The organism is Nonomuraea diastatica (assembly GCF_004349015.1).
Lineage (GTDB): Bacteria > Actinomycetota > Actinomycetes > Streptosporangiales > Streptosporangiaceae > Nonomuraea > Nonomuraea diastatica.
Genome location: NZ_SMKP01000003.1, coordinates 83,908 through 103,178, shown reverse-complemented (window position 1 = coordinate 103,178; position 19,271 = coordinate 83,908). Strand labels below are relative to the sequence as shown.

General features: G+C 71.4%; 19 protein-coding genes. 8 read left to right on the top strand and 11 right to left on the bottom strand.

The window, feature by feature from the left end:
* Positions 1 to 6: 6 nt before the first annotated feature.
* The 3 genes from E1294_RS01710 to E1294_RS01700 are packed head-to-tail and all read right to left on the bottom strand — an operon-like array spanning position 7 to position 3,169.
* On the bottom strand, positions 7 to 1,188 hold the full coding sequence (locus E1294_RS01710; RefSeq protein WP_220447497.1) for a serine hydrolase domain-containing protein: 1,182 nt from the start codon (positions 1,186 to 1,188) through the stop codon (positions 7 to 9).
* Positions 1,189 to 1,247: 59 nt separating this feature from the next.
* Positions 1,248 to 1,910, bottom strand: coding sequence for a response regulator (locus E1294_RS01705; RefSeq protein WP_132503831.1), 663 nt, complete (start codon positions 1,908 to 1,910; stop codon positions 1,248 to 1,250).
* Positions 1,898 to 3,169 (bottom strand): sensor histidine kinase, encoded by a 1,272-nt coding sequence (locus E1294_RS01700; protein WP_132503830.1) that lies wholly within the window; start codon positions 3,167 to 3,169, stop codon positions 1,898 to 1,900. Before E1294_RS01700 ends, E1294_RS01705 begins: the two co-directional genes overlap by 13 nt.
* Positions 3,170 to 3,307: 138 nt before the next feature.
* Between E1294_RS01700 and E1294_RS01695 the strand changes: the two genes are divergently transcribed.
* The 4 genes from E1294_RS01695 to E1294_RS01680 all read left to right on the top strand — a co-directional run bounded on the left by E1294_RS01695 (position 3,308) and on the right by E1294_RS01680 (position 5,510).
* The gene (locus E1294_RS01695) at positions 3,308 to 3,532 is read left to right on the top strand and encodes a hypothetical protein (protein WP_132503829.1); all 225 of its coding nucleotides are present in this window, start codon (positions 3,308 to 3,310) and stop codon (positions 3,530 to 3,532) included.
* 115 nt (positions 3,533 to 3,647) lie between these two features.
* On the top strand, positions 3,648 to 4,175 hold the full coding sequence (locus tag E1294_RS01690) for a hypothetical protein (protein WP_132503828.1): 528 nt from the start codon (positions 3,648 to 3,650) through the stop codon (positions 4,173 to 4,175).
* Positions 4,176 to 4,242: 67 nt separating this feature from the next.
* Entirely contained in the window at positions 4,243 to 4,653 is a 411-nt protein-coding gene (locus E1294_RS01685) for a cupin domain-containing protein (protein ID WP_132503827.1), read from the top strand.
* Complete coding sequence (locus E1294_RS01680; protein WP_246082754.1) at positions 4,650 to 5,510, top strand: NAD-dependent epimerase/dehydratase family protein; 861 nt, start codon at positions 4,650 to 4,652, stop codon at positions 5,508 to 5,510. The genes E1294_RS01685 and E1294_RS01680 overlap by 4 nt, the downstream gene beginning before the upstream one ends.
* 143 nt (positions 5,511 to 5,653) lie before the next feature.
* Here the strand turns inward: E1294_RS01680 and pdxR are convergent, their stop codons facing one another.
* The 3 genes from pdxR to E1294_RS01665 are packed head-to-tail and all read right to left on the bottom strand — an operon-like array spanning position 5,654 to position 8,792.
* The gene (pdxR, locus tag E1294_RS01675) at positions 5,654 to 7,099 is read right to left on the bottom strand and encodes a MocR-like pyridoxine biosynthesis transcription factor PdxR (protein ID WP_132503826.1); all 1,446 of its coding nucleotides are present in this window, start codon (positions 7,097 to 7,099) and stop codon (positions 5,654 to 5,656) included.
* Between the two features lie 59 nt (positions 7,100 to 7,158).
* The gene (locus E1294_RS01670; RefSeq protein WP_132503825.1) at positions 7,159 to 8,325 is read right to left on the bottom strand and encodes a zinc-dependent alcohol dehydrogenase; all 1,167 of its coding nucleotides are present in this window, start codon (positions 8,323 to 8,325) and stop codon (positions 7,159 to 7,161) included.
* Positions 8,322 to 8,792: a hypothetical protein gene (locus E1294_RS01665; protein WP_132503824.1), complete on the bottom strand. Its 471-nt coding sequence runs from the start codon at positions 8,790 to 8,792 to the stop codon at positions 8,322 to 8,324. The genes E1294_RS01670 and E1294_RS01665 overlap by 4 nt, the downstream gene beginning before the upstream one ends.
* Before the next feature lie 271 nt (positions 8,793 to 9,063).
* On the opposite strand from E1294_RS01665, the gene E1294_RS01660 reads away from it, so the two are divergent.
* Positions 9,064 to 9,768 (top strand): TetR/AcrR family transcriptional regulator, encoded by a 705-nt coding sequence (locus tag E1294_RS01660; protein ID WP_132503823.1) that lies wholly within the window; start codon positions 9,064 to 9,066, stop codon positions 9,766 to 9,768.
* A 19-nt stretch (positions 9,769 to 9,787) separates the two neighbouring features.
* Here E1294_RS01660 and E1294_RS01655 read toward each other — a convergent pair whose 3' ends face one another.
* Entirely contained in the window at positions 9,788 to 10,897 is a 1,110-nt protein-coding gene (locus E1294_RS01655; protein ID WP_132503822.1) for a DUF3558 domain-containing protein, read from the bottom strand.
* 352 nt (positions 10,898 to 11,249) lie between these two features.
* Between E1294_RS01655 and E1294_RS01650 the strand changes: the two genes are divergently transcribed.
* A complete protein-coding gene (locus E1294_RS01650; RefSeq protein WP_246082753.1) occupies positions 11,250 to 12,155 on the top strand; it encodes a helix-turn-helix domain-containing protein in 906 nt (301 codons plus the stop codon).
* A gap of 36 nt (positions 12,156 to 12,191) precedes the next feature.
* Here the strand turns inward: E1294_RS01650 and E1294_RS01645 are convergent, their stop codons facing one another.
* From E1294_RS01645 to E1294_RS01635, 3 genes are all read right to left on the bottom strand, one after another.
* Complete coding sequence (locus E1294_RS01645) at positions 12,192 to 13,013, bottom strand: SAM-dependent methyltransferase (RefSeq protein WP_132503821.1); 822 nt, start codon at positions 13,011 to 13,013, stop codon at positions 12,192 to 12,194.
* 130 nt (positions 13,014 to 13,143) lie between these two features.
* Positions 13,144 to 14,307, bottom strand: a complete 1,164-nt coding sequence (locus E1294_RS01640) for a glycosyltransferase family 4 protein (RefSeq protein WP_132503820.1) — start codon at positions 14,305 to 14,307, stop codon at positions 13,144 to 13,146.
* Positions 14,304 to 15,176: a sulfotransferase family protein gene (locus E1294_RS01635; RefSeq protein ID WP_132503819.1), complete on the bottom strand. Its 873-nt coding sequence runs from the start codon at positions 15,174 to 15,176 to the stop codon at positions 14,304 to 14,306. Before E1294_RS01635 ends, E1294_RS01640 begins: the two co-directional genes overlap by 4 nt.
* A gap of 250 nt (positions 15,177 to 15,426) precedes the next feature.
* On the opposite strand from E1294_RS01635, the gene E1294_RS01630 reads away from it, so the two are divergent.
* Positions 15,427 to 16,791: an acyltransferase family protein gene (locus E1294_RS01630; RefSeq protein ID WP_132503818.1), complete on the top strand. Its 1,365-nt coding sequence runs from the start codon at positions 15,427 to 15,429 to the stop codon at positions 16,789 to 16,791.
* Positions 16,792 to 16,920: 129 nt separating this feature from the next.
* Here E1294_RS01630 and E1294_RS01625 read toward each other — a convergent pair whose 3' ends face one another.
* Positions 16,921 to 18,027: a WD40/YVTN/BNR-like repeat-containing protein gene (locus tag E1294_RS01625; protein ID WP_132503817.1), complete on the bottom strand. Its 1,107-nt coding sequence runs from the start codon at positions 18,025 to 18,027 to the stop codon at positions 16,921 to 16,923.
* A 132-nt stretch (positions 18,028 to 18,159) separates the two neighbouring features.
* On the opposite strand from E1294_RS01625, the gene E1294_RS01620 reads away from it, so the two are divergent.
* Positions 18,160 to 19,170 (top strand): helix-turn-helix transcriptional regulator, encoded by a 1,011-nt coding sequence (locus tag E1294_RS01620; protein WP_246082752.1) that lies wholly within the window; start codon positions 18,160 to 18,162, stop codon positions 19,168 to 19,170.
* Positions 19,171 to 19,271 lie beyond the last annotated feature (101 nt).

Sequence of the window (19,271 nt, the reverse complement as noted above, 5' to 3'; positions counted from 1 at the left end):
GCCGGATCATTCGCACAGGGCTCGGTCCAGTGCGGTCTCGATGTTCTTGACGGTCTTCATGTCGGAGGGGAGCGCGGTGGTGGCGATGGTGGCCGCCCGCCCGTCCTCGGTCGCGGCGTTGCTCGTGGCGTAGCCGGGGGCGGAGCCGCCGTGCGACCAGGCGACGCCGCCGCAGCTCAGCTTGAAGGTGGCGATGCCGAGCCCGTAGCGGGCCTTGCCCGTGGTGTCGAACTGCGGGGCGGCGACGGTCTTCTTCATCTGCTTGAGTTGCTCAGGCTTGAGCAGCCTGCCGTCCAGCAGCGCGAGCATGAACCGGTTGAGGTCGCTCGGCGTGGAGATCAGCTGGCCGGCGGCCCAGGCCATGGACGGGTCCATCGTGGACACGTCGGTGTACGGCTCCCCGGGCTTCGTCCGCCAGTAGCCCTTGGGGTGCGGCCCGCGGATCTTCTGGTCGCCCAGGCCCGGCCAGTACGTCTTCTTCAGGCCCAGCGGCCTGATGACGCGCTGGGTGATCTCCTCGCCGATGGGACGGCCGGTGACCTTCTGGACGACGAGTCCGGCGAGCACGTAGCCGGTGTTGCTGTAGCTCCAGCGGCCGACGGGCGTGCCCTTCTGCGTCTTGGCCGCCTCGACCAGCTCGTACGGCTCGTAGTGGCGGTGCTGGATGGCGAAGTAGTCCTTGAGCAGCACGCCGTCGTAGTCAGGCAGGCCGGCGGTGTGCTGGAGCAACTGGCGTACCGTGATCTTCCTGCCGTCGCCGGCCTTGCCGCGGAGCAGCTTGGGCAGGTACTTCTCGACCTTCGCGTCCAGCTCGACCTTGCCCTCGCCGGCCAGCTGGAGGACGACCACGGCAGTGAACATCTTGGTGTTGCTGGCGATGCGCACCCGGCCGTCCACGGGCACCTTGGCCTCGGTCTTCAGGTCGGCCACGCCCGCGGTGTAGTGCCGGGTGCGCCCGTCCTGCCCGCGGACCGCCGCCAGGGCGGCGGGGAACCCGCCGTCGGTGACCAGCGCGTCGAGCCTGCGCTGCAGGGCCGGTGACGGCTCGGCCGCGCTCGCCGGGGCGGCCGCCAGCGTGCCGGCCAGCGCCAGCCCGGCCAGTCCCGCCAGCGTACGCTGGGTGGTGACGCGCAGATCGATCATGGGGAACGCCTCCTGCTCACGGCTCTCTGTGATGCCCTCAAGCATGTCGGCCAGCCGGTCCCTTGCTCGATCCCACGTGCTGGAGTCCGGTGGTACAGCTGGCACTACGCGGAGTGCCGCGCACCGCTCTCGAGGTAGTGCAGGACGGCGGCCACCCGGCGGTCCGTGCGGTCGGTGGGCGCCAGGTCGAGCTTGGCGAAGATGCTGCGGATGTGCTTGTGCACGGCGCCGCCGGTGACGAAGAGCCGCTCGGCGATGGCGGCGTTGCCCAGACCTTCGGCCATCAGCGCCAGCACGTCGCGCTCGCGAGGGCTGAGCCGTTCCAGCCGGTTGTCGGGGCGGGTGCGGGTGAGGAGCTGCGCGACGACCTCCGGATCGATCGCCGTGCCGCCGTCCGCCACCCGGTGCAGCGCGCTCAGGAACTCCTGCACCCGCCCCACCCGCTCCTTCAGCATGTAGCCCAGCCGGGAGCTGCCGTGGGCGAGCAGGTCGGTGGCGAATGCCTGCTCGACGTACGCGGACAACACGAGCACCGCCAGGCCAGGCTGCCGGCGCCTGGCCTCGACGGCGGCCCTGATGCCCTCGTCCGTGTGGGTGGGCGGCATCCGCACGTCGACGATGGCCGTGTCGGGTCTGTGGGTGTCCACCGCCTCCAGGAAACCGTCGGGGTCGGCCGTGGTGGCCACGACGTCGAGCGCCTCGGCGCGCAACAGCAGCGCGAGGCCCTCGCGCAGCAACGGGTCATCCTCGGCGATCACAATCCGCATGGCAAACTCACCTTCAGGGTGGTCGGTCCACCTGGGGGGCTGGTCAGCGCAAACGTTCCGTCGTGCGCTTCTGTACGGTGACGGATCCCGGCGAGGCCGGACCCGGATCGTTCCCCGGCTCCGCCGCGGCCGTCGTCGACGATTCTCAACCAGAGCCGGTCGTCCCGCTGGCGGACGGTGACGGTGGCGCGCCCCGCCCCGCTGTGCCTGGCGACGTTGTTCAGCGCCTCGGCCACCACGAAATAGGCCGTGGCCTCGACGGACACGGCGCACCGGCGGGGGAGGTCGGCGTCGATCCCACAGGGCACCGGGCTGGCCGCGGCCAGCCCCGTCAGTGCGTCGGACAGGCTGCGGTCTTCGAGCACCGGCGGCAGGATGCTGCGCACGACTCCGCGCAACTCGGCGAGCGCCTGCTCGGCGGCGCCCTGCGCGTTCTCCAGCATGGCCTCGGCGGTCGCCGGGTCGCGGGCCACCGCGCGGCGGGCCGCGCCGAGCATGACGGTGACGGCGACGATCCTGTTCTGGGTGCCGTCGTGCAGCAGTCGTTCGATCCGCCGCAGTTCGGCGGCGTGCGCGTCCACCGCCGCCGCGCGGGTCGCGGTGAGCTGGGCGACCCGCAGCGCCAGGTCGACCCCCGGGCCGGTGGCCAGCAGCAGGCGGCCCGGCCACGCCTGTAACCGCGGGATGACCGGGACGAGCAGCAGGGTGAGGACGATCCACCCCAGGCCCATCAGGACGATCACGAAGGTGTCGGGAAGGTCGTTCACCTCCATCAAGCCCATGCCGGGGCCGCCGGTTTCGCCCGGCGGCAGGAGCTGCCACCACAGGGGATAGGTGATGTCACGCGCGGCGTAGAGCGGAAGGGAGATGCCGATCAGGCCGAGCACCAGACCGAAGCTCCCGTGCGTGAGCGCCCAGGCCAGCTCGCGCCGGGTGACCGGCTGCTTGAGAGCGGCCCGCATCCCGGACGGCAGCGGATCGGGGGTGATGATCTCCGGGCCCCAGCGGGACAGCCGCGCCCGCTCGCGGTTGGCGATGGCCCGCAGCACCCGCAGCGCGGTGGGCAACGCGAGGAGGCCGACGCCGACCGGGCAGGCCAGCGCGCTGACGATCACCCCCAGCAGGGCGACCAGCGCCAGCACCGCCGTGCCGAACCCGCCGGCCAGATGTTCGAGCCCGTCGAGGGTGGCGCGGCCGCGAACGATGGGGTCCCATGGACGGAGCGGCTTCTCACCCCCTGTGGGGTCGTTGCCCGGCATCCCCGCACCTCCCGTTCAGACGATAGGCCATCGTCACAGGGCCGGTGGAGATCGCCGGGGAAGAGTACAGCCTGCTGTACCCCCGGTATCTCGGTGGCGGGATCGCCGATGACGGCGACGCTCCGTAGCTTCGACGGCATGACGACCACGACGAGTGAGGAGCACACCATGACCGACTCCGGCATCGCCGCCCGCGGCAGGATGACCCGGCCCGTTCTCTGGTTGCTGCTGGGCGTCAGCGCCGTGTGCAACATGGTGACGTCCACGATCGGCATCAACCCGCTCATCGGGATCGGCTTCGGCCTGCTCACGCTGGCGCTGGGAGGCGGGTTGATCGCCCAGCACCGCAAGGGCCGCCGGTGACGGATCACGGGGCGCCGGCACCCCGGGTGGTGCGTACGGGCTGGCTCCGCCGGGGGAGGAGGTTCCCTCTGCGGAGGGAACCCCCCGGCGGCCCGTCGCCGACAGGCTGATGGGCATGAAACGAACCATTGCACTCGCCACCCCGATCGCCGCTCTCGCCCTGCTGGCCACCCCCGCAGGGGCCGCCTCGGAGGTCACGGCCCCCGAGGCGCCCGCGTACTCGTTGCGCGGCAGCGCCTCGGGGACGCTGCCCGAGTCGTTCGGCCAGTGGGCGGGGGAGAAGGTGCGCTTCACCATCGACGCCAGGAGTGACGGGGCCAAGACGCGGGGCACCTTCGACGTGTTCCACGCGGGCATGCCCGGCAAGCCGACCGTGGGCGACTTCCAGGGCAAGATCAGTTGCCTGGTCGCGGGCGACGGCATCGCGGTCGCCACCGGCGTCATCACCAAGGGTTACGTCAACGTCGGCGACAAGCCGACCACGGAGGTGCGCGGCAAGAAGGTCTCCTTCACCGTGCACGACAAGGGGCGCCACGACACCATGTTCTGGATGTGGGAGTTCCTGGGCGCGCCGGTCAACGACTGCCAGGGCACGGCGCCGATGTTCGAACCGTCGAAGAGCAGTTTCAAGGTCAAGGGCTGAGTGGTCCACTGAATCACCCCCGAACCGGTCTATGTGCGTGGTCCGATGGCCGCCTAGCCTCGGCCGTATGACGATGACGAGAAGGTCGGGAACGGTCCTGACGACCCTGGACCACCAGCTTCCGCCGTTCATCCCGCAGGGCGCGGAGATGATGACGGCGAAGGTCGAGTTGCCGCCGGGTGACCCGGGCACGCCGCCGCACCGGCACTCCGGGCCGGTCTTCGGCTACATGCTCGAAGGCGAAATGATCTTCGAGCTGGAGGGGGAGCCGGAACGGGTGATCAGAGCGGGTGAGGCGTTCTGGGAGCCCGGCGGCGACGTGATCCACTACCAGGCGGCCAACAACCTGAAGGACGCCTGGAGCCGGTTCGTGGTGGTGATGGCCGGCGTGCCGGGTGAGCCGATGCTCACCCTCGTGGACGAACGCGAGCTCGCGGCCCGCCGCGACCGCCGCGCGCCCAGGCCCGCGCAGGCATGATCATGCACGTCTTCCTGGCGGGCGCCACCGGCGTGCTCGGCTGCCACATCGTGCCGCGGCTGCTCGCCGCGGGCCACCGGGTCACGGCGCTGACCAGGGGCCGGCGACCGGTGCCTGACGGCGCCACCGCCGTGCGCGGCGACGTCCGCGACGCGCGCGGCCTCGCCCTGGCGGTCCGCGAGGCCGCCCCCGACGTGGTCATGCACCAGCTGACCGACCTGAGCGGCGGCGACCCCGCCGCGAACGCCGACCTCCGCAAGCTCGGCACCCGCAACATGGTCGACGCCGCGCTGGCCGCCGGCGTGCGCCGCATCGTGGCGCAGAGCATCGCCTGGATGTACGAACCCGGTGACGCCCCCGCGGCGGAGCAGACCCCGCTCGACGTCAACGCCGAGGGCCTGCGGCGGGTCAGCGTCGACGGTGTGGTGGCGCTGGAGGACACGGTCCGCGAGTTGCCCGAATGGGTAGTGCTGAGATACGGCCTGCTGTACGGCCCCGGCACCTTCTACGAGCCCGGCGGGTCGATGGCCGGGCAGGCCCGGCAGGGCGCTCTCGTGGCGGGCCGCGACGTCAGCAGCTTCGTCGAGACCGGCGACGCCGCGACGGCCGCCGTACAGGCACTCGACTGGCCGACCGGGGCGGTGAACGTCTGCGACGACCAGCCCGCGCCCGCCGCCGACTGGCTGCCCGCCTTCTGCCAGGCCGTCGGCGCCCCGCCGCCGCCCCGCTCGGACGCTCCGAGGAATCCGGCGGCGCGCGGCGCGGACAACCACTACGCCCGCAAGCACCTGGGCTGGGCGCCCGCCTATCCCTCATGGCGCGACGGCTTTGCCCAGGTGATCTCCCGAACGCACTGATCGGACCACGGGGTCACGGTCGAACCGGCCGCGTGACCCCGGTCCGGCCACGTGGCTCCCCCGGACACCTCGGAGCGCACGCGAGTTGCCGGGCCACACCCGAACGGCCGCCCCGATGGCGTCGGGCGGGCGCGGTGGGCTGGTTACGCCGACCGGGCGGTGAGCGCGCAGAGGGCCTCCAGGGCGCGGCGCCAGTCATGCCGGGGCGGGGCAGCGTAGCCGATGAGCAGCGCGGCGGGCCGGTCGCCGGACGGCTCGTACCAGTAGCCGGCCGCGTGCAGGCCCTGGAGACGGACACCTGCGCGCCGCCCGGCCTCGATCAGCCGCCGTTCCTGCTCGGCCGAGGGGAGGGGCAGCAGCGCGTGCAGCCCCGCGGCCACTCCCGGCAGCGGTGACGGGAGCCGTTGCGCCAGCTCCGTGCGGCGTCGCCGGTAGACCAGGCGCGAGCGGCGGATGTGCCGGTCGTACTCGCCCCGCTCGATCAGGTCGGCGAAGGCCAGTTGCGTCACGGACGGAACCGACGCCCCGGTGTCCTCGACGGCCCTGATCACCGGCTCGCGCAGCGACCGGGGCACGACCAGCCAGCCGAGCCGCATCCCCGGAGCCAGCGCCTTGCTGGCACTGCCCGCGTAGACCACCCGGTCGGGCGCCAGCGCCTGCAGGGCCCCGACCGGGTGGTGGTCGTAGCGGAACTCCCCGTCGTAGTCGTCCTCGATCAGGTAGCCGCCGGCGTGCCGCGCCCAGCCGACGAACGCCACCCGCCGCTCGGGCGCCAGCACCACGCCCAGCGGATGCTGGTGTGCGGGGGTGAGCAGCGCGGCCGCGCATCGTACGGGCAGTCCAGCCGGGTCGGCGCCGCCCGCGTCGACGGCGAGCGGCACCGTCTCCAGCCCCGCGGCCCGCACCAGCTCGCGGTGGCGCGGGAGCCCGGGGTCCTCGGTGGCGATCCGCGTGCCCCCGAGGCCGCGCAGGGCCCGGGCGAGCAGGGCCAGTCCGGAGGAGAACCCGCCGACCACGATCACGGAGTCGGCGTCGGCCCGCACGCCACGGGCCCGCCCCGCGTAACCGGCGATCGCCTGCCGCAGCACCGTCAGCCCGGCCGGGTCGCCGTAGTCCAGGTCGTGGGAGGGCGCGGTGGCCAGCGCCCGGCGCACGGCCGACGCCCACGCCGTACGCGGGAACGAGCCGACGTCGGGCCGGCCGGGACGCAGATCCACCGACCAGAACCCGCCGCCGGGCTCGGCTGCATGGCCCCTCCCAGCGCCGGCGACCGCCTTCTCGCCCGGTTCCGCGGTCGGCGTGGGGGGCGTCGCGACCGAGGTGCCCGACCCCGGCGCACCGGTCAGCCAGCCCTCGGCGATCAGCTGGGTGTAGGCCTGGACGACGGTGCCCCGCGAGATGCCCAGATCGGCCGCGAGGCTCCGGCTGCCCGGCAACCGGGTGCCGGGCGGCAGCCGGCCGGACCGCACCCCGTCGCGCAGCGCCGACTCCAGCGACCGCCCGAGCGCGCCCGGCCCGCGAGGCCCCTCACGAGGCCCGTCGGGATGCACGTCGAGATGCAGGTCGAGCCCGCCGGGCTGCTTCGACACGCCGCCTCCATGTCCCTACCACGCCACGTGAACGACGTGATGGATGGTACGCGCCGCCGTCACGGGCGGAACACGGCCCTGACGCAGCCTTCCTGCTTGGTCTTGAACAGCTCGTAGCCCCTGGGCCCGTCCTCCAGCCGCATGGGGTGGGTGAGCAGGGGCGAGGCGTCGATCTCGCCCTTGCTCATCCGGTCGAGGATCATCGGGATGTAGCGGTGGCCGTGCTGCTGGCCGCCGCGGAGCGTCAGGCCCTTGTTCATGACCGCGCCCATCGGGAACTTGTCGACCACGCCGAGGTAGACGCCCAGCACGGAGACGATGCCGCCCTTGCGGCAGGCGTGGATGGCCTGGCGCAACGAGATCCCGCGGTCGGTCTGCAGGCGCAGGGCGTGCTTGACCCGGTCGTAGGCGTACTGGGCGCCGGTGCCGTGGCTCTCCATGCCGACGGCCTCGATGCACACGTCGGGCCCGCGTCCGCCGGTCAGCTCCTTGAGCGCCTCCGGCACGTCGGCCTCGCCGTAGTTCAGGATCTCCGCGCCCATCTCGGCGGCCATGGCCAGCCGCTCGGGGAACCGGTCGATGACGATCACCCGGTCGGCCCCCATGCGCAGGGACGCCAGGGCCGCCATCTGGCCGACGCCGCCGCAGCCCCACACCGCGACCACGTCACCGGGCCCCACCTCGCCGAGGTCGGCGCCCATCCACCCGGTGGGTACGGCGTCCGAGGCGAACACGGCGCTCGCGTCCGGCACGTTCTCCGGCACGGGGAAGGCGTTGACGTCCGCGTACGGTACGCGTACGTATTCGGCGTGGCTGCCCGCGAAGCCGCCCAGCGCGTGGGAGTAGCCGAAGATGCCCGCCGAGGCGTGCCCGTTCGCCGTCTCCAGGAAGCCGGGGTTGGGGTTGGAGTTGTCGCACAACGACCACAACCCCTCCTTGCAGTAGTGGCAGCGCCCGCAGCCGATGATCGAGCACACCGTCACCCGTTCGCCGACGCGCCGCTCGCGCACGTCGGGGCCGGTCTCGACCACCTCGCCGACGAACTCGTGCCCGAGCACGTCACCGGCCATCATCGTGGGCACGTAGCCGTCCAGCAGGTGCAGGTCGGACCCGCACGTGGAGCTCGCGGTGACCTTGACGACGGCGTCCTGCCGGTTGAGCAGCCCGGGATCAGGGACGTCCTCGACCGAGACCTCGTTCACGCCCGTCCAGCACAGCGCCCTCATCGTGCGCCCTTTCTCGTGAGATGCCGGAACGCCGGCGCGCCCACGCGGCCGAGCGCGGTGCGGTGGCCCTCGGGTTGCCGGTCGACCAGGAGCACCTCCCCGGTTTCGAGCAGCTGCTTCAGCTTTCGTACGCGGTCGCGCGTCTCCCCGTCGGCCTCGCGTACCGCGATCTCGCTGCCCCGGCCGCCGGGGGCGGGCCCGATGCGGATCTCGTGCCGTTCGGCGAGGCGCGCCAGTTCGTCGGGCCGGTCGGGCCCGGTCAGCAGGGCCGGGTCCGTCTCGACCGTGACGGCGAACCATCCGTCCGGGTTGGGCGGCGCGGAACGTGCCGCGCGCACGATCACGATCCCGGCCACCGCCGCCGCTCCGGCCAGGAGCACGGCCGTGCGGCTCCTGCGCCGCGAAGGGCTACGGGCGGGCAGTTTCGCGTGGGCCAGGGCGGCCCGTTGTCTGCTGGACGCTTTCATGCTCCGCGGCTGCCCGGGGCCGCCCCCGGCAAACCGGCCTGGCTGACGGACCTGATCGGCAGCACTGGCTGGTCACGGGTCCACGTGTCAGCGTATATCGTACTCATAAATGGGTATGCTATACGCAACGAAGCCGTGGTCGCCGGTGAGATCCGTCGAATGCGGCGGTGAGCGGCCCCCGCTACGGTGAGCACATGCGCGTTGAGCAGGGGAGCGGCGCACCGGAGGTCCGGTCGGCGCCGGAGTGGCGCCCCGGTGGGAGGAGAAGGCGATGACCGGCGGCAGCCGCAAGGGGTCAGGGCCGCCCACGGGCGCCGAATGGCTCTGGGGAGATCGACAGCGTGCCCCACGGGGCCCCAGGCCGGTGCTGCGCCTCGACCGGATCGTGGCCGAGGCGATCGCCATCGCCGACGAGGAAGGGCTGGCCGCCCTGTCCATGCAGCGGCTCGCCGCCCGGCTCGGCTCGGGCACCATGTCGCTCTACCGCCACGTCTCCACGAAGGACGACCTCGTCAGCCTGATGCTGGACACCGCGATCGGCCCTCCCGCGGAGGAGCCGGCCGAGCCCGGGCACTGGCGGGCCGCGATCGAGCGGTGGGCGCGCGACACCCGCGACATCTTCCTGCGCCACCCGTGGGCGCTCGCGCTGGTGACGACCCCGCGCGTGCTGGGGCCGAACGAGACCGCCCACCTCGAGAGCGCCATAGCCGCCATGTCGGGCGCCGGCCTGTCACCCCGCGACGTGCTGAACTCCGTGCTCCTCGTCAACGGCTATGTCCGCGGCGCCGTCCAGCCGTCCGTCGACCACCAGGCCTCCTCCTTCGGCCACGAGCTGATCAGGCGGGCGCAGGACCGTTTCCCCCACCTGAACGCCGTGCTGAGCCACCTCGCCGACCAGGGCAAACCGGTCGACGGGTTCGAGTTCGGCCTGCACCGCGTGCTCGACGGCATCGAGGTCTATCTCGAACGAGGGTGACGGCCCCGCGCGTGGCGTCTCATGAGGACGACCGGACCCCGTCGAGCACGATCCGGGTGAGCTTGATGACCAGCGTGCACGACACGGGCGGCGCCTCGAAACCGGCGTCCGCGTCCTTCAGCTCCAGCTTTCCGCTGGAGAGGCCGACGGTCACGTAGTGCGCGTCGTTCTTCCTGCTGTTCGTGGCCCGCCGCAGCTCCACGGAGTTCTGGCAGGACTTGGAGACCTTGTAGTCGGACCTGGAGTTGAGCACGTACAGGCCGTTCATGGTGAGCCGCCGGTTCCTGACCTCCGCGGTCGACTCACCGCCGGTCTGGCGCTCGTGGAAGGCCAAGCCGGAGGAGAGCGTGAGCTTCTGGTTCTTCGCCTTGTTCGCCAGCTCCAGGTCGCAGCTGTACGGGCCGGAGTAGCGCACGTCGACGAGCTTGTACGAACCGCCGATCGCGGCCAGCAGGTCGTCCTTGCGCGCGCACGGGTCCTTGCCCATGATGCCCGCCGCCCGGCCCTTCCTCGGCGGCAGCTTGAGGATCTTGTCCATGACCGCGCCGAGATACTGCTTGGCGGCGGCGCAGCGCTGCGGCCACTCCTGGCTCTCCTTGCCGCGCGGTGGGGTCTTCAACAGGTCGAGGGCGAGCGCGCTGCCCTCCACGCCCTCATAAGGCACCTTGTAGTGGCAGCTGCGATGGCTCGCGCTGTCGGTGGAATATTCCTCGCGGTAAATCGTGCGCCCGTCGAGCTCCTCCTGCTCGGCGTCTTCCGCGTCCTTCTGCTCGAAGTGCGCGTGCAGATCGATTTTGAAGCTGTAAACGCTCTTGGCAGCATCGGAGTATCCGGTCAGGTACTGGCATTCGGTGATGCCGGTCCCGCGCACGGTGAGCTGCTCAGGGCCGTACTTCTTCACCATGGAGTGCGGCACGAGCTCGCACGGGTCGGCCGCCCGCACCCGCTTGAAGTGCGCGAACAGGGGGCCGTCTCCGGCGAGGGGGTCGTTCTCCGGCTGGAGGGGCTCCTCGCTCGGGCTCTGCTCCCGGGTCTGGGCCGGGGGGTCGTCACCCGGCCGCTCCGCCTTCCGCTGGGAGCCGAGATCGAGCGCACCGCAGCCGCTCAATACAACGGTGGAGCCGAGCACGGCGGCAAGTGTTCGGACACCTTTACTGTAAAATTTCGAATTATTTGGAAATGTTGCCGAATTCATAGCGGGACGTCACGGTACAGCAAAGGAGTTCCGCACCCCAAACCGGCCGCGGGTCCGGGCCGGGCGCGGCCCGGAGAGCGGAGAAGGGGCGCGCCGAGGCGGTGATCATTTCGGTCCTGGACGATCGTGTATGGTCCCGGATCGGCGAAGAGAGCGAAACGCATGCCCCGTATCCGGGCAATGGCGGTGTGTCGCCCGCTCGCTCCGAAATATGGTGTTTGAGGCCGCCTACGTGGCAGGATTGCCTGGGGGCGGCCCGGGGTGATGTGCCGAATTAGGAGCATATATGTCGACTGCTCGCCAGATGAGCGATCCGACCGATATTCCTGACAGGGATTCTCTGCAGCCTGGGCCCACGGCGCTGCGCATATTGGTGGGGACACAGTTGCGCCGGCTGCGGGAGTCGCGAAAGATCAGCCGCGAAAAGGCGGGATATACCATCCGCGGCTCCCATTCGAAGATCAGCCGGATGGAGGGCGGGCGCAGCAGTTTCAAGCTGCGCGACGTGGCCGACCTGCTCACCCTGTACGGCGTGGCCGACGACACCGAACGCCAGGCTCTGCTCGTCCTGGCCGAGCAGGCCAACGCGCCGGGCTGGTGGCAGGACTACCGCGACATGATCCCCGACTGGTTCGAGGCCTACCTCGGGCTGGAGCAGGACGCGGCGCTGATCCGTACGCACGAGATCCAGTTCGTCCCCGGCCTGCTGCAGACCGAGGACTACGCCCGCGCCGTCTTCGTCCAGGGCCACAAGGACGAGCCCGCCGAGCTGATCGAGCACCGCGTCGAGATGCGGATGCGCCGCCAGCGCATCCTGTCCGAGCCCGCGTCGCACAAGCTGTGGGTGGTCCTTGACGAGGCGGCGCTGCACCGCCGCGTCGGCGGCGGGACGGTCATGCGCGACCAGCTCCGCCACCTCCTGGAGCAGGCCGAGCTGCCGCACGTTACCGTGCAGGTGGTCCCGTTCACCTTCGAGGGCGTGGCCGGCGGCGTCGGCCCCGTCACCATCCTGCGGTTCGCCCAGGCGGAGCTGGACGACGTGGTCTACCTCGAACACCTTGCCGGCGCGCAGTATCTCACCAAGGAGTCCGAGGTCCGCCCCTACCAGCACCTGATGAACGAGCTCAGCGTGCAGGCGCCGCCGCCGTCGGCGACCCCGGAGATCCTGCGTCAGATCATGGCCACGATGTAGCTTCTGTGCGGCTCGCTGTGGGGCTTATCGGGCGGCTCACCTCTTGCGGGCCACGCCGCACAGCGCGTCGACCTCTTCCAGCGGGGCGAGCGGGTCGGGGTCGGGACGCCACAGCGGCAGGGACACGACGCCGGGTTCGACGAGGTCCATGCCGTCGAAGAACGCGGCGAACTGCTCGGGGGTGCGCAGGTTGTAGGGGACGCCGCCGCCCGAGTTGTAGTCGTCCTGGGCCTGGTCGAGCGCCTCGCCGGTGACCAGGTTGACGCCGTCCCACAGGGCGAGGTAGCTGCCGGACGGCAGGGCGTCGACCAACTCCCGCACGATGTCGTGGGCGCCCTCCTCGTCGGTGACGTAGCCGACGATGCCCATCAGCATGAGCGCGACGGGCCGGTCGAGGTCGAGTGTCCTGGCGGCGGCGGGGATGATCGCGCCGGGGTCGCGCAGGTCGGCGTGGACGTAGTCGGTGGCGCCTTCCGGCGTGCCGACCAGGAGGGCGCGGGCGTGTGCGAGCACCAGGGGGTCGTTGTCGACGTAGACGACGCGGCAGGACGGATCGGCCCGCTGGGCGACCTCGTGGGTGTTGTCCACCGTGGGCAGCCCGGTGCCGATGTCGAGGAACTGACGCACGCCCGCCTCGTTGACCAGATGGCGCACGATGCGGGCGAGCAGGTGCCGGGACAGGCGGGCGATGTGCACGATATCGGGGAACGTCTGGCTGAACTGGTCGCCGGCCACGCGGTCGATGTCGTAATAGTCCTTGCCGCCGAGCCAGTAGTTCCACATCCGGGCGGCGTGCGGCACGGACGCGTCGATGCCGGACGCGGGCACGTGACCGGTGGGAGGGGGTTCACCTGTCATGAGGGCTGTCTCCTTCCGGAGGGCCTGCGGGAGTCTCAACCTAGCGTCCCGTCCGCTCCGAAAGTAGATCATGCACGGAATCGCGGCGCCGCCGGACACGGCCGGCGCCGTACGATCCTCTCGCCGCCGGTCAGTCGGTGGGGACCGGTTCGCCGTTGCTCAGGCTGGTGAACAGGCGCTCCCACCGCGGCATCACGACCTGCGGCGTGTACGCGTGGGCGACCTCGGCGGCGGCGGCGCCCAGCCGCCGGCGCAGCGCGTGGTCGCTCATCACCCGCCTGAGCGCCTCCGACAGTGCCTCGATGTCGCGCGGCGGCACCAGCACGCCGTCCACGTCATGCGTCAGCACGTCACCGGGGCCCGTCGGGCAGTCGAAGGCGACGATCGGCAGGGCGTGACCCATCGCCTCGATCATCGCCATCGGCAGGCCCTCGATCCGCGAGCTCAGCGCGTAGACCGACGCCTTCGACAGCTCCTCGTGGATGCGGTCGCTGCGGCCCATCAGCCGGATCCGGTCACCCAGGTCGAGGTCGTCGAGCCGCTGCTGCAGCCGGTCCTTGGACGGGCCCGTGCCGAAGATGCGCAGCCGCCAGTCGGGGAACTCGGGCGCGATCGCGGCGTAGGCCTTGATGAGCATGTCGAAGCCCTTCTGGGGCACCAGCCGGCCGACGGCGATCACCACCGGACGGGTCAGATCGGAGTGCTTGCGGCCCTCCATGTCAACCGCGTTCGGGATGCGCACGACCGGGGTGCCGGGCAGCAGCGGCCGGTATTCCTTGACGCTGGTCTCCGTCAGCACCGTGACCGCGTCGAAACGGTCGTAGTGCTTGGAGATCTGGTCGCGTACCGCCGGATGGTAGGAGCCCAGGTTCATGTGCTCCTGCGCGACCCTGATCACCTTGCGCGAGCCGCGGCGCGCGGAGATGAGGTTGAGCGCGGGCCGGGTGGTGACCAGGATGCCGCCCTGCAGCTCGGACACGTAGTCGATGACCGCGCCCTCCACCCGCTCCGTGAAGTATTCGGCGGCGAACTCGCCGTACGGCACGATCTTGCCGCGGGCACGCCGCCACACCTTGCGGGCCAGCGAGTCGGAGGCGACGCCGTCACGCTGGTCCACCAGGGCCCACACCCGCACCCGCTCGTCGATGGCGAACTGCGGACTGCTCCGCCGGCGTACGACGCTGACGATCTCGACGTCGTGACCCGCCTCGGCCATCGCGTTGGCCTGGTTGACCACCGTCCGGATGGTCCCGCCCATGCCGTACGCGTGCAGCAGCATGTATCGGATCTTCACGGTAGGTACTCCCACGTCCGGCACATGGCGTGCAACACCTCAGGAATCTCCTCCGGCTCGGGCAGGTCGCGTCCCTTCTGCACGGTGCCCGAACGGATCTTGTCCTTCCAGTCGCCGAGCCCCTTGGTCACCACGTCGGGCGTGCCGTAGGAGAGCAGCTCGGGCGCCCATGCGATGCCGAGGAACTCGCAGATCAGGCGGCTGATCTTCTCCGGCTCGGCGGTCAGCTCCTCGTAGCGCACGGTCAGGCCGGGCAGCGCCTTCCTGGCACGCTCCACCGCCTTCATGTACCGCAACGCGTCGGCCGCCGCTTCGTCCGGCGTGCGTTTGCCGGGACTGGCTTCGTACCAGGACGTCGCGATCGAGGCGGGGTGGCGCAGCAGGAACACGAACCGGGCATCCGGCCAGCACGCGGCGAGCCGATCGTAGGCGAAGGCGTTGGCCGGCGTCTTGTCCACGATGTACCGCTTCCCGCTGCGTACGAGCTCGCGGTGGAGCACCCGATCCCACAGCAGGTGCTCGATGTCTGCGCGGTTGTGCCCGAGCGCCTCCATCGCCTTCTCGGCCAGGGTCGTGCCGAAGTCCACGCTCAACCGGCGTACGTGCAGCTCGTGGGGGGCGTGCAGGTCCGGGTGCGCGTTGAGCATCGACCGCAACAACGTCGAGCCGGACCGGACGGGGGAGATCACGAACACCGGGGCCTCGAGCAGGCGATCGCGGGGATCGGACGGCGGCCTGAAAGAAGTGTCGGGGACGGCCTTTCTGGGCCGCTCGACGACCTTCTTCGCATTCTCCGCTTTCCCTACCCGTTCGATCCGGAATCCTGCGTACTTGGCCAGCGCGCTGTTGAACGTACGCTGCCACATCATGGTGGGCGAGGTTACCTGCCCTTTCTGTGGATTACCTGAAAATCATCGCCGAACTCGATCGTGGCTGATGAACACGCCATCTCACGGCAAGAAATGACCAAGTGTCACGCCAAGAACACGCGATGCAAACCGTATGGAGGGGAAACATCACGGCTATTACCCGTGCCCATTTCGCCGTCGTTCCCGCGGGTGCCTCCCGGGTTGGGTAGATGCTCAAGCATGAAAGAGCACACGGTGCACTGAGCGTGCCATGGGAGCCATCGAGCGGGCCGCACGAGAGCTGCGGCGCAAGGCCGAGCTGACCCCCGCCCACCGCGACCGCCACGTCGACCTCCTGCGCGCCGTCGCGATCGCGGCCGTGGTGACCGGGCACTGGCTGGTGCTCTCGGTCAGCTACAACGACGGCCTGCACGGGGTCAACGTCCTGGACGTCGTGCCGTGGACCCGGCCGCTGACCTGGCTGTTCCAGGTCATGCCGATCTTCTTCCTGGTCGGCGGCTACGCCAACGCCGCCTCGCTCGCCGCCCACCGCCGGGATGGCGGCGGCGCCACCGGGTGGACGCTGCGCCGTACCGACCGGCTGGTGCGGCCCACCACGATGTTGCTGGCGGTGCTCACGGCCGCCGGCCTGGCCGCCGGGGTCGCGGGGGTGGGTCCCGAGCTGGTCGGCATGGGGGTCTGGCTGGCGGGGATCCCCCTGTGGTTCCTGGTGGCGTACCTGTCGGCGGTGGTCCTGACGCCGGTGATGCACGCGCTGCACCGCAGGTACGGGCTGGCCGTGCCCATCGTGCTGGCCGCCCTCGTCGCGGCGGGAGACGTGGGGCGGCTGGTGCCGTGGATCCCGTACGACGGGGAGGGCAACTACCTGTTCGCCTGGCTGGCGGTGCACCAGCTCGGCTTCGCCTGGCAGGACGGGCGCCTGCCGGCCCGCCCGGCCGTCGCGCTGCCCCTGGCCCTGTCCGGGCTGGCCGCCCTGGTGGGGCTCACGGTGTTCGGCCCCTATCCGATCAGCATGGTCGGCGTGGCGGGGCAGGAGGTCCAGAACACGTCCCCGCCCACGCTGGCCCTGCTGGCACTGGCCACCGCCCAGACCGGCGTCGCGCTGCTCCTCCACGGGCCCGCCAACCGGTGGCTGCAGGGGGTACGGCAGTGGACGGCGGTCGTCGCGGTCAACTCGGTGATCATGACCCTGTTCCTGTGGCACATGACCGCCGCCGTGCTCGGCGTCCTGGCGCTCTACCCCACCGGGCTGCTGCCCCAGGCCGCCCCCGGATCCCTTCCGTGGTTGCTGCTGCGCATCCCCTGGCTCGCCGCGCTCGCACTCATCCTCGGCCTGCTCGTCGCGGTGTTCGGGCCCGTGGAGCGGCGCAGCGGTCCCCGCGCGTCGCCGGGGCGCGGCGCCGCCTTCCTGGCCGTGGCCGGGATGGCCGCCGTCGTGGGCGGCCTCCTCGCCGTCGCCCTGGCCGGCCCCGGCCATCACGGGCCCGCCGGGTTCCCCACGGCGGCCCTGATCGGCTATTTCGCCGGGGCCGTGCTCCTGCGGCTCATGAGAAGCGGTTTCCCTGGCGGCGACGACGACCTCTCGGCCCGGCCTGCTGACGGCCCGGCCTGCTGACGGCCCGGCCTGCTGACGGTCCGGGCCGCTGACGGTCCGGACCGTCGACGGTCCAGGGGCCGTGACCGCGCTTCCCGCGACCACCGCCGTCACCCTGGAGCCGGAACGGTGACGGCTCGCGTGGGACGGTCAGACCTCTTCGGCCACCCCCAGGTACATCACCCTGGAGCTGGAGGGGTTGAAGGCGATCGCGGTGACCCGGTCGTAGGCGTTGTGGTGGGTGGTGACGCGGTCGCGCCAGGAGTCGTACCTGTAGATGTCGGTGCCGAGCGAGGACCATCCGGTTCCCCACACGAAATAGAGCACGCCCGGGTCCGTCGGGTGGGCGGCGAGCAGCGGACCGTTGGGGATCGTGATGCCGTCGCCCTGGTCCACGACGGGGGTGAAGCGGCGGCCTCCGTCCCACGAGCGGTAGATGTGCCGGCCGCCGGACGGCGCGCCCGCCTCCAGCTCGGAGATGTCGAGCCCCATCACGTACACGACGTTCGGCGCGGCAGGGGAGATCGCGGCGCTGAACACGTTGATCTTCGTGCCGGTCGCGCTCAGTCCCTTCGACGTGGTCCACGTACGACCGCCGTTGAAGGTGACGCGGGCCCCGGTGCCCGACGCTCCCAGCACCACGTGGTTGAGGTTGTGCGGGTCGAACACCGCCGTGTAGACGCTGCGCAGTTCGTCCTTCTCCCAGGCGGGCACGCCGACGGGTCGCCACGTGCGGCCGCCGTCGCGCGACTCGTGCAGCTGCCCGTCGGCGTCGGCCACCCGCAGGTGGTCGCCGTGGCGGCGGTCGGTGCCGAGCCCGGCCAGCCTGCCGGCCGGCGAGGTGAGCGGCGTGACCCCGTCGGGCGTGGCGAGCGAGACATGGCCGCCGCGGTCCCACGCGTAGGCCCGGCCGCCGCGGGCCGCGGACAGCTCGACGTTCGAGCCCGCCACCTCGCCCACCGGTTCCCACGTGCAGCCGGCGTCGGACGAGCGCGACAGCTGGTTGTTGGCCAAGGAGAGCAAGGTGTCGGGGCGGTCGAGCGTGACAAGGCCGCGGGTGTAGACGACCGGTTCCAGCGTCTTGCTGGTCGGTGTGATGGTCTTGCCTTCGTCCAGCGTGTACGTCACCGTGCCGTCGCCGGTGACCGTCTCGCAGGAGGGCTGATGCCAGCGGCCGAAACCGTCAGCGGCCGCCGGCGTCGCGGCCGACATGACCGCGAGCGCGGCCGTCAACCCGATGGCGAAAACCTTCTTCAAAGCTGCCTCCCTGGCAGGCATGGGTGCGGAACAACAGAGGTCCATGTCCGTCCTACCGGGAGCGGACCGCCGAGGCCAGCTCGGCGGTTGGCAGCTTTGCGACATTTCATGAATATGACATGCTTGCGGATCGTGAACCCGCATGACAACGCACTCGCGGCGGTCGGCGTCGACGCCGAGGACGAGCGAATATACCGTGACCTGCTGCGCCGCCCGCGCGCGGCCCTGCACGAGCTGGCCGCGCACACCGGGCGCACCACGGTGGCACTGCGCCGCGCGCTCGCCCGGCTGGAGGCGCTGGGTCTGGTCAGCCGGATGGCGGGGCGCCCGGTCCGGTTCCTGGCGACCCGGCCGGACGTGGCGGTGTCCGCCCTCATCTCGCGCAGGGAGGAAGGGCTGGCGCAGGCGCGGCTGGCGGCGCTCGCGATGCTCGCCGAGACCCCGCGCACGGAGAACCACTCGCCCGAGGAGCTCGTCGAGGTCGTCCAGGGCCGGGCGGCCGTGGTCCAGCGGTTCACCCAGCTGCAGCAGACCGCGACCGGGGAGGTCCTGGTGCTGGACCGGCCGCCGTACGCGCAGGATCCCAGCGAGCAGAACGTCGCCGAGATGGAGCGCCTCGCACGCGGCCTGCAGGTCCGCGGCATCTACGACGCCTCGGCCCTGGAGATCCCCGGCAAGCTGCGCCTCGCCCAGGAGTCGGTGGCCGCAGGCGAGCAGGCCAGGGTCAGCCCCGAGGTGCCGATGAAGCTGGCCATCGCCGACCGGCGGATCGCGATCCTGCCGCTGAGCACCGACGAGTCCGCCCACGCCGACAGCGCGGTCATCGTGCACTCCTCGACGCTGCTCGACGCGCTGGTCGCCCTGTTCGAGGTGTTGTGGAGGTCGGCGCTGCCGCTGCCGGCCAGACCGCTCGACGCGCCGTCCGGCGGCCCGGCCGGCCTTCCCGACCCTGAGCTGTTCGCGCTGCTGGCGGCCGGGCTCAAGGACGAGGCCGTGGCGCGCCAGCTCGGCGTGAGCCTGCGTACGGTGCACCGGCGGGTCAGCGAGATGATGGAGCGGCTCGGCGCGCGCACCCGGTTCCAGGCCGGGCTGCTCGCCGCCCGGCGCGGCTGGTGGGGCGAGGACGGTTCCGGGCACGGCTAGAGCCGCCGCTCGCCTTCCGGGCTCGGGCGGTTGCGGCGGGTTCCGGGCTCTAGGCGGTTATGGCGGGTTCCGGGCTCGGGCGGTTGCGGCGGGTTCCGGGC